The sequence below is a fragment of the Cupriavidus sp. Agwp_2 genome, assembly GCF_040784895.1.
In the GTDB taxonomy this organism is placed as follows: Bacteria; Pseudomonadota; Gammaproteobacteria; order Burkholderiales; family Burkholderiaceae; genus Cupriavidus.
Map to the genome: position 1 here is coordinate 765,656 of NZ_CP088084.1, position 16,459 is coordinate 782,114.

Sequence of the window (16,459 nt, forward strand, 5' to 3'; positions counted from 1 at the left end):
TCTGTGTATGGACTCGTCGGAGTACGGCGCTTACCACGCATCGATGAAGCCGCGGCGTTCCCTGCGGCTGCGCACGTCAGCGGACGCAATGCCCTGTGCGATCCATTTCCGTGTCTGCGCAGGGTCGATCACCGCGTCGATCTCGACGGCAGCCGCCGTGTTGATCGCGTGGCCGCGCTCATAGGACTGGGCGACCAGCCTGTCGAACAGCGCCTTGCGCTCGGGGCCATCCGGCACCGCCTCCAGCTCTTTCTTGAAGCCCAGCCTGACCGCGCCTTCCAGTCCCATCGGGCCAAACTCGCCGGTCGGCCACGACACGGTGAAGCTCGCCGAGCGGAAGCCACCGCCCGCCATGGCCATGGCGCCGAGGCCGTAGCCCTTGCGCAGCGTCACCGCCAGCAAGGCGACGCGCAGCTTGGCGGCCGTCAGGAACATGCGCGACACGTGCCGCACCTGTGCGCGGGCCTCGACCTCCGGCCCGACCATGAACCCGGGGGTGTCGATCAGCGAGACGATCGGCAGCCCGTGCGCATCGCACAGCTGCATGAAGCGCGACGCCTTGTCCGCGGCATCCGCGTCGATGGCTCCGCCAAGGTGATAGGGGTTGTTGGCCATGATGCCGACCGGCTGCCCTTCCACGCGCGCCAGCGCGGTGTGGATACCCGCGCCGAAGCCGCTGCGCAGCATCAGCACGCTGCCGACGTCGGCGATGCCCTCGATGGCCTTGCGGGTGTCGTACACGCGCAGCCGGTTCTCGGGGACGACATGGCGCAGCGCCAGCGCTTGCGGCGCGCTCCAGTGCGCCACGCGGCCCTGGAACATCGACAGGTAGTGCTTGGCTGCCTGCACGGCTTCAGCCTCGTTGTCGACCAGGACATCGATCACGCCATTGGCAAGCTGCACCGATGCCGGGCCGACTTCTTCGGGGCTGTAGATGCCAAGGCCGCCGCCTTCGATCATGGCCGGTCCCGCCATGCCGATATTGGCCGACTTGTCGGCAATGATGACGTCGCAGCAGCCGAGGAAGGCCGCGTTGCCGGCAAAGCAGCGCCCCGAGACAATGCCCACCACCGGCACATTGCCGCTCAACTCCGCAAAGGCGGCGAACGACGGCTGGTACAACCCCGACACCGAAGGGAAATCCACGTCACCGGGCCGGCCGCCACCGCCTTCACCAAACAGCACCAGGGGCAGTTCGTCACGCAGCGCGACCTCCACGATGCGGTCGGTCTTGATATGGTTGCGCTTGCCCTGCGTGCCGGCCATCACCGTGGCGTCGTAGGCCATCACCGCACTGCGGGCCCGCTCCTTGCCGACCAGTTCGCCATTGATATTGCCGATGCCCGTGATCAGGCCATCCGCCGGGGTGTTGACGATCAGGTCCTGCTGGCTGCGGCGTGAAGCCTGTGCCGCCAGCGCCAGCGCGCCATACTCGACGAAGGTATCCGGATCGCACAGGTCGGCGAGGTTTTCACGGGCCGTGCGCTGCCCGCGCGAGCGGCGCCTGGCAACGGCATCGGGACGCGCGGCGTCATCCAGGTAGGCATGCCGGTCCAGCACGCGCTGCAGGTCCGCGCGGATCGCATTCGGATCGACCTGCTGCACGGCAGCCACGGAAATGCCATCGGCCTCGAGCTGCTCCAGCACGATCAGCACCTGGTTTTCGGCGGCCAGTGCGCCCGGCTCCAGCCGCAGGTCGACCACGCGCCCGCCGCACTCCGCGACGATGGCGTGCTCCATCTTCATGGCGTCCAGCACCGCGATGGTCTGGCCGGGCTTGACGATGTCGTCCAGCGCGACGGCAATCTCTACCACCCGGCCGGTCAGCGGTGCGCGGATCGCCGCCAGCCCTTCGCTGATTTCCTCTTCCGGATCGGCATGATGGGGCGTGTGGGCCTGCGATGGACGGGCCGCGCCGCCCAGCAAGGCTTCCTGCGCGCGTCCGGCTTGCGCAATGGCCTCCGCCGATGCGGCCAGCTCCTGCATGATCGCCTCGAAGTGCCGGGTATGGACGTCCTGGGTGAGGAAGTCGTCGCGCTGCACCAGCGCACGCAGCAAATTGAGGTTGGTCGGCACGCCGGCGATGCGGAATTCTGCCAGGCTGCGCTGCAGGCGCCGCACGGCCGCTTCGAACCTGGGTGTTGCGCTGCTGACGATCAGTTTCGCCAGCAAGGTGTCGAAATTGGGCGACGGTTCATATCCGGTGTAGCCATGGGAATCGACGCGGACGTCGGGACCCGAGGGCGGGTCGAAACGCTCCAGGCGGCCGTGCGCCGGACGTGCCAGGCCTTGTGCATCGGTCATTTCCGCGTTGATGCGCACCTGGATGGCGTATCCCCTGGGCTGCGGCGGCGCAGCGGGATCCAGGCCGAGCTCGGCGAGCGTCTGCCCCGCGGCGAGCCCGATCTGCAGCGCGACGAGATCGACGCCGGTGACCTGCTCGGTGATGGTGTGCTCGACCTGCAAGCGGGGATTGGCTTCGATAAAGACAAAATCCTTCTGCTCGCCGGATTCGGTTTCCTCGACCAGGAACTCGAAGGTACCCAGGCTCTGGTAGTTGACGCGGCGCGCCAGCCTGAGCGCCGCCTTGATGATCTGCTCGCGCAGTTGCGGCTTGAGTACCGGGCTGGGCGCGATTTCCACCAGCTTCTGGAAGCGGCGCTGCAAGGTGCAGTCACGTTCGCCGAGGGCGATGACGTGCGCGCCGTCGCCGGCGATCTGTACTTCGATATGGCGCGCGCGCGCCACCAGCCGCTCGGCATAGACCGCATCGATGCCGAACGCCGAACCCGCCTCGGAGCGGCAGCGCGCATAGGCCTCGGCCAGGTCCTCACGCCGGCGGACCACACGCATGCCGCGGCCGCCGCCGCCGCCGACCGCCTTGATCACCACGCCGGCGCCGCCTTGCTGGTCGAAGAAGCTGGTGATTTCATCGAGCGACGCTGCGCCACGTGTCGCCGGCATGACCGGGACGTCGCTGTCGGCCGCCAACTCAAGCGCACGCCCCTTGTCGCCAAACAGCGCAAGATGCTCGACCGTGGGACCGATAAAGCGGATGCCGGCGTCGTGGCAGGCCTGCGCAAAATCCGCCCGTTCGCTGAGGAAGCCATAGCCCGGGTGGATCGCATCGCAGCCGGATGCCTTCGCCGCGGCGATGATGCCAGCGATGTCGATGTACGCGGCCGGACCGGCGCCGTCGAGGGCGACGGCCTCGTCGGCCAAGATCCGGTGCAAGGCGCCCTGGTCGTCCTGCGAATAGACCGCGACGGTCCCGATCTCGAGATCGCGTGCGGCGCGCAGGACGCGCAGCGCGATCTCCCCGCGATTGGCAATCAACAGCTTTTTCAATGCAGTCTCCTCGTTTGTATTTGGATGTCAGTGCCGGGCAGGCACGCGCTGTAGCAGCGGCCCGTTCAAGGCCGGATGCCAAACCGGCTGGTGCCGGCTTCGCGCAGCGGTGCCGCGAGGTTGGCGAACTCGCACAGCAGCGTGCGGGTCTCGCGCGGGTCGATGATGTCTTCGATGACAAAGGCTTCCGCGCTGCGGAACGGTGACGTCAGGCTGCGCACGCGCAGCTCGATCTCGGCACGCTTCTGCACCGGATCGTCGGCGCCTTCGATCTCGGCCTTGTAGGCGACGTCGAGGCCGCCTTCGATCGGCAATGCGCCCCAGTTGGCCGATGGCCAGGCATAGCGGAAGTTGAAGCGCCCCATGTGCTGGTGGCCCGCTGCCGACACGCCGTAGGCACGGCGCAGGATCACCGAGCACCACGGCACCGTGGCCTGGTAGAGGGCGGCCAGCGCGCGTACGCCGTAGCGCATGATCCCTGCCTTCTCGGCCTCCAGGCCGACCTGGAACCCGGCCGTATCGACCAGGTTGACCACGGGCAGGTGAAACGCCTGGGCCATGTCGACAAAGCGCGTGAATTTCTCGGCGCTGTCGCTGTCCCAGCTGCCGCCATGGAAGGACGGGTCGCTGGCGATCACGGCCACCGGCCAGCCATCGAGCCGGGCCAGGGCGGTGATGACAGCGCAGCCCCAGTGCATGCCGATCTCGAAAAACGAATCGGCATCCACCAGCGCCTGCACGATGGGCCGGATCTTGTAGTCGGCCCGGCCATCCCGCGGAATCGCCGACAGCAGCCATTCGTCGCGGCGCGCCGGGTCGTCGCTGGGCTCGATCCGCGGCGGCAGTTCAAACACGGAAGCCGGGAGATAGGACAGGAACCGCCGCGCGCGCGCGAAGGCCTCCTGCTCGGTGCCGACCTCGTCGTCCACCACGCCGTTGCGGGTGTGGATCTGGCTGCCGCCCAGCTCGTTCTTGCTCAGTTCCTCGCCGAAGCGGGCCACCACCGATGGCGGACCCTCGTTGAACAGTTGCGAGGTTTCCCTGACCATCACCGAATAGTGGCTGGCGGCCACGCGGGCCGCGCCCATGCCCGCCACGGATCCCAATGCCAGCGACACCACCGGCACCACGGACATGTTCTCCACCACGTGTTGCCAGACCTTCATGGTGGGAATCAGGGTATGGCCCTTGATCTCGATATTGCGCACCGAACCGCCGCCACCGGTGCCGTCGACCAGCCGGATCATCGGCAGCCGCAGGTCGTGCGCCATCTTTTCGGCGTGGATCAGCTTGTCGCCCACTGCGCCCTCGTTGGCGCCGCCGCGCACGGTGAAGTCGTCGCCCACCAGCACGGCCGGCCGGCCGCCGACCTGCGCGCGGCCCATCACCAAGTTCGACGGAATGAGGTCCACCAGCCGCCCGTTGCTGTCATAGCGGCCGCTGCCGCTCAGGCCTCCCACTTCGCGGAACGAGCCGGGATCGGCAAGTGCATCGATACGCTCGCGCACCGTCAGCTTGCCAGCCGCCTTGTGGCGTTCCACCTTGCCTTCGCCGCCCATCCGGGCGGCAAGCCGCCGTCGGTAGGCCAGTTCGTCGATTTCAGGCTGCCAGCTCACTGTCCTCTCCTGTGTCTTTTCGCGGTACATGCTCGCCAACTCTCCGCAGGAGCCGTGCCAGCCACACCAGGCTCGAAAACACATTGATTTCATTGAACAATTTCCTGAGCGCCGTTAGGATGTCCGCCATGACTACACAGACGTGTCCGCAACACAGGCACGCACGGAGACGGCAGTGTCCTCATTGAAGACACCAGTGGAAGGCATGGACAGGGCCGCGCTTGGCGCCCTGGTTTGCTCGCGCGAGGGCGCCCGGCTGGCGGCGTTAGGGGCCTGCGCCGACCCCGCCATCGCCGACGCGGCGTTCTCCGCATGCGCCCGCGCCGCGGAGCCGAGCCAGGGACGCAAGCTGTTCCCCGTCGAAGCCGGCGCGCGGCGATTCATCGGCGTGTGCCTGGAAGACAGCGACCACCAGTTGATCCTCCTGCACCGCGCCGACCCACAGGCCGTTCTGTTCGACTTCCTTGGCACGGTGCCTTTCGCCGGCGCGATCCTCGACTATTTCCTGAACGACCCATACCAGGCCATCACCGTGGTCGACAGGGATGGCCTGGTGCGCTTCATCAGCCCTGTCCACGAGAAATTCCTGGGCCTGGCGCGCGGTGCCGGCACCGGCCGCCCGGCAGCGGACGTCATCCCCAACTCGCGGCTGCCGCAGGTGGTGGCCAGCGGCAAGGCCGAGATCGGGCAGTTGCAGCAGCTGGATGGCGCCACACGGGTGGTCAACCGCATGCCAATCCGCCAGGATGGCGAAGTGGTGGGGGCCATCGGCCAGGTCATGTTCAAGGGGCCGGAAGCCATTGGGCGCATGCACAAGGAGCTGGTCGAATTGCGCTCGGAAGTGGCGCGCTACCAGCGTGAGTTCGACGGCGTGCGCGAGCGGCAACCGGCGTTCGGCCTGATCGGCGAAAGCGCGCCGATGCAGCGGCTGCGCCGCGAAATCCAGACTGTGGCACGCCTTGACGTGCCGGTGCTGATCCTGGGCGAAAGCGGCACCGGCAAGGAACTGGTGGCCCGCGCCATCCACGGTGCCGGGCCCGAGCCGGCAAGCGAACGGCCGCTGGTCAGCCTGAACCTGGCCGCGCTGCCCGCCACGCTGATCGAATCCGAGCTGTTCGGCCACGCGCCCGGCGCCTTCACCGGGAGCCAGCGCCAGGGGCAGGCGGGCAAGCTCGAACAGGCAGCCGGCGGCACGGTCTTTCTGGACGAGGTCGCCGATATCCCGATGGAGATGCAGGTCAAGCTGTTGCGCGTGCTCGAAGACCACATGGTGGAACGCCTTGGCAGCCGCCGCGCGCAGCGGGTCGACTTCCGGCTGGTTTCGGCCACCAACCGCGACATTCCCGAACTGATCGACGCCGGGCGGTTCCGCCTCGACTTGTACTACCGGCTCAGTGGCGTGGTGCTGCGCATCCCTGCCCTGCGCCAGCGGCGCGAGGACATTCCCGCCCTGCTGCAGCATTTCGTCGATGCCTTCTGCGCGCGCAACGGCATGCCGGCGCCGGGCATCGACCACGAGGTGGCGCGCCATCTTGCCGGCCAGCCATGGCCCGGCAATGTGCGCCAGTTGCGCCAGCGCATCGAGGAAGCGTTGGTCTTCTGCGACGGCCGTACGCTGCGCGTGGCGGATTTTGCACGTGGCGAATCCGCACGCGGGCAGCTTTCGGGCCTGGAAAGCCACGCCTCCGTGCATGCGGCCGAACCAGCGTATCCGCACGAAACGTCCTCGGCAGACGACCCGCCATCGACCTCTCCCGCACTTCGATCAACCAGCGAGCCCGCCGCGGGGATGAAGGAGCTTGCCTATGCCGCGGTGATGGACGCCGTCGCGCGACATGGCGGCAACAAGAAGCGCGCGGCCGAGCAACTGCGGATCTCCCGCTCGCACCTGTACAAGATCCTGGAGCGCGGGCCGCACGCATAGCGATCGAAATAAGGGCAATATCACCCGGTGGTGACGTTGGCCGCACGCGTGCACAGCAAGCAAACCTCCTCAAAAAAACCTTGACTTCGATGCCGGCATGAATCATCTTATATTCATCGCATGCGATTGAATCGTAAGCGATGTACGAAGGCCTGATTCACCTACCTTCATGGCCTGATCCAGTCACACTGCAGGAGATCCACATGCTTCACTTCACCAACGCCGCCCGCGAATTCGTTGAAACTGGCTTCCCCGGCATCCGGGTGGCAACGATCTGGGCAGAGAACGGCGAAGGTGCAGACATCATCGAATTCAAGGCGGGCGCCCGCTTCCCGCTGCATGACCATGAAGGCCCTGAACAGATCCTCGTGCTGTCGGGACGCATCCGCTTCGGCGACCTGGTGCTGTCCGCGGGTGACTTTATGAAGATCGGCAACGGCGAACAGCATGATGCCGAGGCCCTCGAAGATTCCGTGTTCTTCCTCGCGCACGTCGGCGGCGCGATTATCCAGGAGTAAGACCATGAGCAGCCAACACAACGACTACAGCCCGATCAGCTGCGAGTTCCACGACCGTCTCGAAGATCTCGCGACACTGCGCAAGCGGACCAGCGTCAGCTACCTCGACGACAACGGCGTTCTGCAGCATCGCAATGCTACCGTCAAGGACGTGTTCAACCGCGGCGGCGCCGAATACGTACTGCTTAGCTCTGGCGAGACCGTGCGGCTCGACCGGCTGGTCGAAGTCGACGGCAACAAACTCAGCGACTACTGAACACATGCCCGGCGGCCTTCGCGTCGCTCGCCCGCGAGGGCTTCGACCTCGCGGTCCGGCATGCTTCGGCGGCGCCGGATACGCATATTGCCTGGACGCTGTGCCGCACCCAGGCCGTGCTGGTTGCTTCCCGCGCTTACCTGCGCAAGTCCGGCACACCGCAAGCCCCGGCCGACCTGGCCGTACACAACTGCCTGCACTACTTCCGCCGCGGCGAACAGCCGAGCTGGAGCTTTGTGCCGACCCGTGGCGCGCCGAGCCGGCAAAGCGTCGGCATTCGCCGCAGCTTTGCGGCCAACAATAGCGAAGCGCTGCGCGATGCGGCCCTGAACCACCTGGGGATTGCGCTGGTGCCGGACTTCACCGCCCAGGCCGACCTGGCAAGCGGCAAGCTTATCCGCGTCCTGCCGGGTTGGCGTGCCGCCGGCGCCTTCGGGGACTTCATCTTCGCCATCCGGCCCTATAGCCCGTTCGTGCCCCGTGCAGTGCGCAGCTTCGTGGACTATCTGCGGCAGGCGATGAAGGACGGCTTTACCGTCAGCACGTAGCGCCATCCCTGCCGGCGCGGCAGGCGACCGGCGCCACCGATCCAAAGGCACACCGCCCATTTCTGGCAAGCCGCTGCTTCGCCGGCGGAATCCCCGGTGGAATCCCGGCGGAACGCCGGGCTGAATCCGCCTTGACATAATATTCTCTATCCACAATACTAAATAACCTTTCATTCTTTTTTTGAGAACGTCACCGCAAGGTGCCGAAGCCGGTGTGGAACTTGCTGAACTTGAAATCTTCCAGGCCGTCGCACGCGAACAAAGCATCACGCGTGCGGCCAAGACCCTGGAACGGGTGCAATCCAACGTCACCACGCGCATCAAGCAGCTGGAGGAAAGCCTGGGCGTGGCGCTGTTCCAGCGTGACAGCAAGAAGATGATCCTGACGCCCGAGGGCCAGCGCCTGCTGGGCTATGCCGAGCAATTGCTCGCGCTGGCCGAGGAGGCACGCCAGTCCATGCGCACCAATGCGCCAAGCGGCAGGCTGCGCCTGGGCTCGATGGAAAGCTCGGCGGCAACGCTGCTGCCAAAGCCGCTGGGGCGTTATCACGCGGCCTGGCCGGATGTCGAACTGACCGTCACGACGGGCACCACGCAATTCCTGGTCGACGCCGTGCTGGCGCACCGTCTCGATTGCGCGGTGGTGGCGCATCCGGGCACGGGCGCGCCGCGCAGCCTCGATGTCGCCGCGCTGGGTGAAGGGCTTGACGGCGTTTTCCTGCGCACCGAAGAGCTTGTACTGGTGCTGCCCGCCACGCACCCGAAGGTACGCCAGCCCAGGGACGTCACGCTGCGGCATCTGGCGGCCTTCGCCAGGGGCTGCACCTATCGGCAATGCGCGGAAGCCTGGCTGGAGGCAGGCGGCGAGGAGATGCGGCGCCGGCTCTCCGTGGTGGAAATGCCTTCCTATCATGCGATCTTTGCCTATGTCTCCGCAGGATCCGCCGTCGGCATCGTGCCGCGCTCCCTGCTGGCACTGCATCCGGATGCGGCGGAATTCCACACGGTACCGATCAGGCCGGTCCATACCTTCCTGGTCAGGCGATCCGGCTTCAGCACGTCGGGATATGAAGCCTTCCTGCGGGAACTGCGCCATGACTGACGGACGCCTGCCTGCGCGCCATTGCAGGCTGCAACTGTTTTCTGCCCGGTGCGCCTAGGCGCCCGGCAATTCAACAAAGGAACTGCATCATGGAAACATCGAAGCCCCTGGACAACCGCCGCAACCTGCTTGCACGGCTGCAAATTTCCACGCCGATCATCCAGGCGCCGATGGCAGGCGTCGGTACGCCCGCGCTGGCGGCAGCCGTGTCCGAAGCCGGCGGCCTGGGTTCGCTCGGCGTCGGCGCCATGGACGCCGAGGGCGCGCGCAAGGCGATCCGCGACACGCGTGCCCTGACCGGCAAGCCGTTCAACGTCAACCTGTTCTGCCATGCGCCGGCCCATTCCGATCCCGCGCGCGAGAAGGCCTGGCTCGACTACCTCGCCCCGCACTTCGCGGAGCACGACGGCACGGCCCCTGCCACGCTGCGTGAGATCTACAAGAGCTTCGTCGAAGACGAGGACATGTTCCGGATGCTGCTGGAAGAAAAGCCCGCGGTCGTGAGCTTCCATTTCGGCCTTCCCGCCCAGCACAAGATCGATGCGCTGCGCGACGCGGGCATCGTGCTGCTGGCCAGCGCGACGTCGCTGCAGGAGGCTCGCCAGATCGAAGCCGCGGGTATCGACGCCGTTGTTGCGCAGGGCATCGAAGCGGGCGGCCATCGCGGCGTGTTCGATCCGGCCGCCTACGACGAAGGGCTCGGTACGCTGGCGCTCGTGCGTGTCCTGGTGCAGAACACCGGCTTGCCGGTGATTGCAGCCGGCGGCATCATGGACGGCGCGGGCATTGCGGCGGTACTGGCGCTCGGCGCGCAAGCGGCGCAACTTGGCACGGCTTTCGTCGCCAGCCCCGAGACATCGGTCGATGCCGCCTATCGCAGCGCGCTCGCGGCGGACAGCAAGCGCCCTACCACGCTCACGCGCGCCATCTCCGGCCGCGCCGCCCGGGGCTTCACGAACCGCTTCACGGCGCTCGGCGAGCATCCGGACGCGCCGGCCATTCCCGACTATCCCATCACGTATGACGCCGGCAAAGCGCTCCACGCTGCCGCCAAGGCCACGGGAAGCGCCGACTACGCGGCCCAGTGGGCAGGACAGGCGGTACCGCTGGCCCGATCGCTGCCCGCTGCCGCGCTGGTCGAACAGCTGCGGTCGGAACTCCAGGACGCGATCGCGCGCCTGGCCTCGCTGCAACGCGTGACCGCCTAGCCTTGCCGGGCCAGACGCTGTGTCAGCGATGCAGCGGTCCGGCCTGCGTAGTGGCACTAGCGGCGGCACAAGTGGCACGGCGCTCGCGTATCCACCGCACGCGTTCGGTCAGCCGCCGCTTCCAGTCATCGGCCAGTCCATCCACGGCAATCAGCGCCAGCATGTCATCGACTTCCGGGACGTGCGCCGACACGACCTGCCAGAACTCGCTGATCGAAAACCGGCCGGTCGCGCGTTCGAGGCGCTCCAGAACATCTCCCTGCCGGATCGATCCCGGCCGGAGCACGCGGTAATACCACCCGGTGATGCGTTCCCTGGCCACCAGCAACGACATCCCTTCGACAGCGAAACGATGATTGATCTTCCAGCAAGGACTGCGCGGCTGCGAAACCTGCAGCACCACGCTGCCGGCCCGATAGATATCGCCGATATGCACGCTGCACTCGTCGAGCCCGACCGTGGCAATGTTCTCGCCAAGGCTGCCGGGAACCAGCGCATCGGCAACCGGGGGAAAGCCGCTCGCCAGGATGGCATAGTTTTCCGTGGCGAAATGGTGGACGGCCTTCTCCGGCCCGCCATGCACCCGCCTATCCGCATGCTGATCGCCAACGATGCCATCCGCGGCGACCCGGACCTCGCCGTCGATGCGCCGCTTGAAGATGCCGCTGCGATGCCCTTCTTCGCCGAGTATGCCGATGCCGCCGGCAAAGATCGCGTCCATGGGTACGTTGCTTGTCGTCTCAGGCATTGGTGACTCCGTCATGCATCTGGTCGGACTATAGATTCACAGCAGCCAGCATGGCTAATGCTTTATAGGCATTCCATGCATCACTACCAATCATGGATGGAGGCCCGGCGACATGGAACTGCGCCAGCTGAAGATGTTCTGCGCGGCTGCGGAGTATGGCAGCTTCACGGCTGCCGCGGAAAAGGTGCACTGCGTGCAATCGAACATCACCATGCGCGTCAAGGAGCTTGAGGCCGAACTGCAGCAGCCGCTCTTTATCCGCCGCAAGACCGGCATCACGCTGACCTCGGCCGGACAGGTCTTCCTTGGCTATGCACAGCGGATCCTCCAGCTCACGGAGGAAAGCCGCAGCGCGCTGCTGGACAGCTCCGTGCCCGCCGGTCCGTTGCGGCTCGGCTCCATGGAGACGACCGCCGCGGTGCGGTTGCCAAGGGTGCTGGCACGGTATCGCGAGCGCTATCCCGAGGTGCAGCTATCGCTGGCCACCGGCACCACGGCGGAGCTGATCAAGGCCGTCGAGGCGCATCGGCTGGATGGCGCCTTTGTCGGCGGCTTTCACCAGAACCCCTCGCTCCACCAGGAAGCGATCTTCAATGAGGAACTGGTGCTGGTCAGCAGCAACAGGTACGTCTCGCTTGCCGCGCTGGCCAACGAGATGACCCAGCAGACCGTGCTGGTGTTTCGCTCCGGCTGCTTTTATCGCTCCACGCTGGAACAATGGCTCTACCAGGCCGGGCTGATCCCGGGGCAGATCCTGGAACTCGGAACGCTTGACGGCATCCTGTCCTGCACCGCGGCGGGCATGGGCGTCACGATCCTGCCCAAGGCGGTGGTCGAGCACCATGAATCGCGCGACCAGATTTCATGCCATCGCTTGCCCGACGAATTTGCGAAGGTGGCGACGGTTTTTATCCGGCGCAAGGACTCGTTCGAAACGGCGGCGCTGCGGGCGATGGCTAGCCTGGCGCATGAGCAATTCGCAGTGTCCGGTTGATGTGCCGGCCGGTCAGCCGGCGCGCGCCAGCCGGCTTTCCAGTCCCAGCAAGATCGCGGTCAGCACCGTACAGGCAACGACGGCCGGCAGCGGCAGGCCCAGCAGGACCGCGCCGCCGCTGGCCAGCGCGGGAGGATGGCGCAGCATCGTTGCCTGGATGCCCAGCAGCACGATGCATCCAGGCAGCCATAGCAGTGGCTGGTGACTGATCTGGGCTGCCGGCAGGGAAGTCATCAGCGCGCCGACGATGAATGCGGCTGCACTGCTTACCAGGTGGGAAGCGGCAAAGCCCGCGATGCGCCTTGCCCCGACCCGCGCCGGGACGCCGGCAGTCAGTGCAGTGATCACCAGCGGAAACACCGCCGCTTCCGATGCCCACACGGCGGCCAGCGGCATGCCGAGGGTGCAGACCAGCAATGCCCTGAGGAGTGGCGCCATTCAGGCGACGGCCTGCAGGAGCGGCGCTGCGGTACGGTGTTCGCCCGCATGCCAGCCCGAGAACCCCGCCACCAGCTCCACGACGCGCTCGGCGGCGGGAACGATACCGTGGATCTTGCCTACCCCCTGCCCCGCGTACAGCGACAGTTTCTCCGCCATCTCCGGCTTGTCGATGACGCGCGCGCCGCCGCCGACGTACTTGATCGGATTCCACTTCTTGCGGTTGGGGATCACCCGGTGCGGCGTGCCGAACTTCCATCCGAACGAATAGCCGGTCCGATACTCGGTGTCATCGATGGTCGCCTCCACGATCTTCTGTTTATAGAGGTCGTGCGCCAGGGACTCGTTGCTGGCGACAAAGGCGGTGCCCACCCACACCCCGGCGGCGCCCACTTCCAGCACGGCCCGCACGTCGGCACGATCGGTGATGCCGCCGGCAGCCAGCACCGGCCGGCCCTCGGCAATTTCGACGAAGGCAGGTACCAGCGACAGCACGCCGATGGTGCCGCGGTTGAGGTGGCCACCGCCTTCGGCGCCCTGCGCGACCAGGATGTCGGCGCCCCAGGCTATCGCCTGCCGGGCAAGCGCAACCGAACCCACTTGCACGATCACCGTGATGCCGACCGCTTTCGCGCGGGGGATCATCTCGGCAAAGTCGCCATAGAACAGCGAGACCACCCGCGGCTTCTCTTCGAGGATCACGCGGAACTGCGCCTCGAAAACCTCCGGGCCGCCAAAAGATGGGACGATGTTCACGCCAAACGGCTTGTCGGTAAGTGCCTTGGTCTCCCGGATCCACCTGCGCAATGCCAGCGGCGGCAGCCGCAGCCCGCCGATATGCCCCAGGCCACCCGCATTGGACACGGCAGCGGTCAGCGCCGGCCCCGATATGCCGGCCATGCCAGCCTGGAACACGGGATAGCGGATGCCGCACAGGGCTGCCGCCGGCCCCATCGGCGCGGCGTGCAGGGTGTCTTGTTGGATCGGTTGCATCATCAGAGCTCCACTCGCTTGCCGAGCATGCGCTTCAGCGTGTCATTCTTGAGAACGAAATGATTCTTCATGGCCCCGAAAATATGGAGCGCCAGTCCGGCCAGGAACGCGTACGCGCCGATCTTGTGCAGGAGCCTGGCTACGTACTCCACCTCCGGGTTGCGCCCCACGATGGCAGGCAGCGCGATCCCTCCCGGCAGCCGCACCACGTCACCGGCTGCCGACATGGCCAGCCAGCCGTCAAGCGGCAGCAGCACGGGCGCCAACGCCAGCGCGACGGCGACCGAGCGGCTGATCATCACTTCGATGGGATTCGGGGTGCCCACCGGCAGCGGGTGATAGGACGTGAGCCGCGCCCACAGCCGGTATGCCGCCACGACGAAGAGCACCGTGCCCAGCGTGCTGTGCATCGCGATCAGCTCTGCCTTGGCAGCGCCTGCGTCCATCTGGCCCGCCGACAGGCCAAGCCAGACCATTACCGACACCGCGGCTGCGATCAGCCAGTGCAGGCCGATCGTGATGGGCGAAAAGCCCAGTCCTGTGTCTCTCATCTGCATCGTTCCACTCCAAATGAACTCAAATCCATGTCTGTGCGGATCGGCGAATCGTGACAGGCAAGCGCCTGCGCCACCGACCCGCTGCCTCAGTGGCTCACCGCGCCGGACGCGCCGATGCCGGTTTGCGCACGGACGAACTGGTCGCCATAGGCATCCCGCTCGCGGCGGCTGCGCGCGCTGCGATCTGTGACCGAGACCAGCCAGGTGCACAGCAGCGCTACATTCATCGAGACGATGGCGGGATAGTCGTAGGGAAAGACGGCTGCCTTGAAGCCAAGGATCTTGACCCAGACCGCGGGCGACAGAACGACCAGCCCGACCGCGCAAACCAGCCCGGCGATGCCGCCCGCGAGCGCCCCGCGCGTGGTCAGCCCCTTCCAGTAGATGGAAAGCACCAGGATCGGGAAATTGACCGAAGCTGCCACGCCGAAGGTCAGCGCCACCAGGAAGGCGATGTTCTGCTCCTTGAACAGGATCCCGAGCGCTACCGCAACCACGCCGATCGACACCGACGCCACGCGCGACACACGCATCTCTTGCGCAGGGCTGGCGGTATTCTTCCTGAGCACCCTGGCATACAGGTCGTGGGAAATCGCAGAGGTGCCGGCCATGGTCAGGCCCGCGACGACCGCCAGGATGGTGGCGAAGGCAACCGCTGACAGGAAGCCCAGGAACAAGTCGCCACCGAGCGCCTTGGCCAGATGCATGACCGCCATGTTGCTGCCGCCGATCATCTTGCCGCCCGGCACGCCCCCCTCGAAGAACGCCGCATCCTGTCCGACGATGACGATGGCAGAGAGCCCCAGCACCGCGACGATAAGAAAGAAGAACCCGATGAACCCGGTCGCGATAAAGACCGACTTGCGGGCTTGCTGCGCATCGGGCACCGTGAAGAAGCGCATCAGGATGTGCGGCAGCCCCGCCGTGCCGAACACCAGGCCCACCGACAGCGACAGCATCGAAAGCGGATCGGAGACGAGCGCGCCGGGCGCGAGGATCTTCACGCCGTCCTTGTGGCTGGCCACCGCCTCCGTCAGCAGCGTTTCAAACGAGAAGCCGAACCGCCACAGCGCAAGGATCGCCAGCAGCGTGCCGCCGGCAAGCAGCAGGACCGCCTTGATGATCTGCACCCAGGTAGTCGCGACCATGCCGCCGAAGGTGACATAGATCATCATCAGCAGGCCAACGCCAATCACGGCGTAGTTGTAGTCGAGCCCGAACAGCAGCTGGATCAGTTGCCCCGCCCCAACCATCTGGACGACCAGGTAGAAGCACACGATCGTCAGCGAGCCGAAGGACATGAAGGTACGGATCCTGTCCTGGTCCAACCGGTAGGAGGCGATATCGGCGATCGTCACCTTGCCGAGATTGCGGATCTTCTCCGCGAGCAGGAACAGCAGCAGCGGCCATGCGACGAAGAAGCTGATTGCATAGATGAAGCCGTCGTAGCCCTTGGCGAAGATCATGCTGGTGACACCCAGCAGCGCGGCCGCCGACATATAGTCACCGGCCAGTGCCAGGCCATTCTGGAAGCCGGTGATGCCGCCATTGCAGGTGTAGAAGTCCTCCAGCGATTTGGTCCGGGACGCGGCCCAGTAGGTAATGCCCAGTGTCGCCAGCACGAACATCAGGAACATGACGATGGCGACCACGTTGATCGGCTGGGTCTGCCCCGACTGCAGGGCAGCCGGGGCGGCATGGACGCCGGCGGCGCCCAGCAACGCGCCCGATGCCAGGAACAGGGTGGCGATGGACTTCATTTCGAGGCCTCCCGGATCAGCTTGCTGGTGAGGCCGTCGAACTCATTGTTGGCACGGCTTACGTAGAGGCCGGTCAGCAGCCACGCGCCGAGGATGATCAGCACCCCGACCAGCCAGCCGACGCTGACGCTGCTTTGCGCGGAGATCCGTGCGGCCAGCGTATCGGGGCTCAGCGCCGCGACGAGAATGAAAAGGTAGTACGGCACCAGCGTGACGGCGGATAGCACCACCACCAGCCGCTTTCGTCGCCGGACCAGTTCCTCGAAGAGTGGATGTTCGCCAATGATGGAATAGGCGGTTGTATGGGGCATGTCTCCTCCTTTTTTGATCGTGCAGCAGTGATGCAGATAAGGTTGGGTACGCCTAAATTAGGTGGCCGGAGCCCTCATGTAAAACGATCTTTGGTGATGCCTTCCATCACTGCCGGTGAGGGATAAAACCCTGCGGAA

15 protein-coding genes are annotated in these 16,459 nt (G+C 66.0%); 7 read left to right on the forward strand and 8 right to left on the reverse strand.

Annotation, left to right across the window (positions count from 1 at the left end):
* Positions 1-30: 30 nt before the first annotated feature.
* Complete coding sequence (locus LPA45_RS21250; RefSeq protein WP_317919796.1) at positions 31-3,348, reverse strand: carboxyl transferase domain-containing protein; 3,318 nt, start codon at positions 3,346-3,348, stop codon at positions 31-33.
* Positions 3,349-3,413: 65 nt separating this feature from the next.
* On the reverse strand, positions 3,414-4,964 hold the full coding sequence (locus tag LPA45_RS21255) for an acyl-CoA carboxylase subunit beta (protein ID WP_116321150.1): 1,551 nt from the start codon (positions 4,962-4,964) through the stop codon (positions 3,414-3,416).
* A 205-nt stretch (positions 4,965-5,169) separates the two neighbouring features.
* On the opposite strand from LPA45_RS21255, the gene LPA45_RS21260 reads away from it, so the two are divergent.
* The 6 genes from LPA45_RS21260 (at position 5,170) to LPA45_RS21285 (ending at position 10,520) form a co-directional block, all read left to right on the forward strand.
* On the forward strand, positions 5,170-6,888 hold the full coding sequence (locus tag LPA45_RS21260; protein ID WP_317919820.1) for a sigma 54-interacting transcriptional regulator: 1,719 nt from the start codon (positions 5,170-5,172) through the stop codon (positions 6,886-6,888).
* A gap of 203 nt (positions 6,889-7,091) precedes the next feature.
* Positions 7,092-7,406 (forward strand): cupin domain-containing protein, encoded by a 315-nt coding sequence (locus LPA45_RS21265; RefSeq protein ID WP_317919795.1) that lies wholly within the window; start codon positions 7,092-7,094, stop codon positions 7,404-7,406.
* A 4-nt stretch (positions 7,407-7,410) separates the two neighbouring features.
* Positions 7,411-7,662 (forward strand): hypothetical protein, encoded by a 252-nt coding sequence (locus tag LPA45_RS21270; protein ID WP_317919794.1) that lies wholly within the window; start codon positions 7,411-7,413, stop codon positions 7,660-7,662.
* A complete protein-coding gene (locus LPA45_RS21275) occupies positions 7,659-8,210 on the forward strand; it encodes a substrate binding domain-containing protein (protein WP_317919818.1) in 552 nt (183 codons plus the stop codon). The genes LPA45_RS21270 and LPA45_RS21275 overlap by 4 nt, the downstream gene beginning before the upstream one ends.
* A 214-nt stretch (positions 8,211-8,424) precedes the next feature.
* On the forward strand, positions 8,425-9,312 hold the full coding sequence (locus LPA45_RS21280) for a LysR substrate-binding domain-containing protein (protein ID WP_116321154.1): 888 nt from the start codon (positions 8,425-8,427) through the stop codon (positions 9,310-9,312).
* An 89-nt stretch (positions 9,313-9,401) separates the two neighbouring features.
* Positions 9,402-10,520 (forward strand): nitronate monooxygenase family protein, encoded by a 1,119-nt coding sequence (locus LPA45_RS21285; protein ID WP_317919793.1) that lies wholly within the window; start codon positions 9,402-9,404, stop codon positions 10,518-10,520.
* 22 nt (positions 10,521-10,542) lie between these two features.
* On the opposite strand, the gene LPA45_RS21290 is transcribed toward LPA45_RS21285, so the two are convergent.
* Positions 10,543-11,241 (reverse strand): MOSC domain-containing protein, encoded by a 699-nt coding sequence (locus LPA45_RS21290; protein WP_367395108.1) that lies wholly within the window; start codon positions 11,239-11,241, stop codon positions 10,543-10,545.
* A 139-nt stretch (positions 11,242-11,380) separates the two neighbouring features.
* Between LPA45_RS21290 and LPA45_RS21295 the strand changes: the two genes are divergently transcribed.
* Complete coding sequence (locus LPA45_RS21295; protein WP_317919790.1) at positions 11,381-12,262, forward strand: LysR family transcriptional regulator; 882 nt, start codon at positions 11,381-11,383, stop codon at positions 12,260-12,262.
* Positions 12,263-12,274: 12 nt separating this feature from the next.
* Here LPA45_RS21295 and LPA45_RS21300 read toward each other — a convergent pair whose 3' ends face one another.
* The 5 genes from LPA45_RS21300 to LPA45_RS21320 all read right to left on the reverse strand — a co-directional run bounded on the left by LPA45_RS21300 (position 12,275) and on the right by LPA45_RS21320 (position 16,321).
* Positions 12,275-12,700, reverse strand: a complete 426-nt coding sequence (locus tag LPA45_RS21300) for a hypothetical protein (RefSeq protein WP_147316228.1) — start codon at positions 12,698-12,700, stop codon at positions 12,275-12,277.
* Positions 12,701-13,696, reverse strand: coding sequence for a nitronate monooxygenase family protein (locus LPA45_RS21305; RefSeq protein WP_317919787.1), 996 nt, complete (start codon positions 13,694-13,696; stop codon positions 12,701-12,703).
* On the reverse strand, positions 13,696-14,250 hold the full coding sequence (locus tag LPA45_RS21310; protein WP_317919786.1) for a cytochrome b: 555 nt from the start codon (positions 14,248-14,250) through the stop codon (positions 13,696-13,698). The genes LPA45_RS21305 and LPA45_RS21310 overlap by 1 nt, the downstream gene beginning before the upstream one ends.
* 86 nt (positions 14,251-14,336) lie before the next feature.
* Positions 14,337-16,010 carry a cation/acetate symporter ActP gene (gene actP, locus LPA45_RS21315; protein WP_317919785.1) on the reverse strand — a complete coding sequence of 558 codons (1,674 nt, stop codon included), beginning with the start codon at positions 16,008-16,010 and terminating at the stop codon, positions 14,337-14,339.
* Positions 16,007-16,321 carry a DUF485 domain-containing protein gene (locus tag LPA45_RS21320; protein ID WP_116321161.1) on the reverse strand — a complete coding sequence of 105 codons (315 nt, stop codon included), beginning with the start codon at positions 16,319-16,321 and terminating at the stop codon, positions 16,007-16,009. The genes actP and LPA45_RS21320 overlap by 4 nt, the downstream gene beginning before the upstream one ends.
* Positions 16,322-16,459 lie beyond the last annotated feature (138 nt).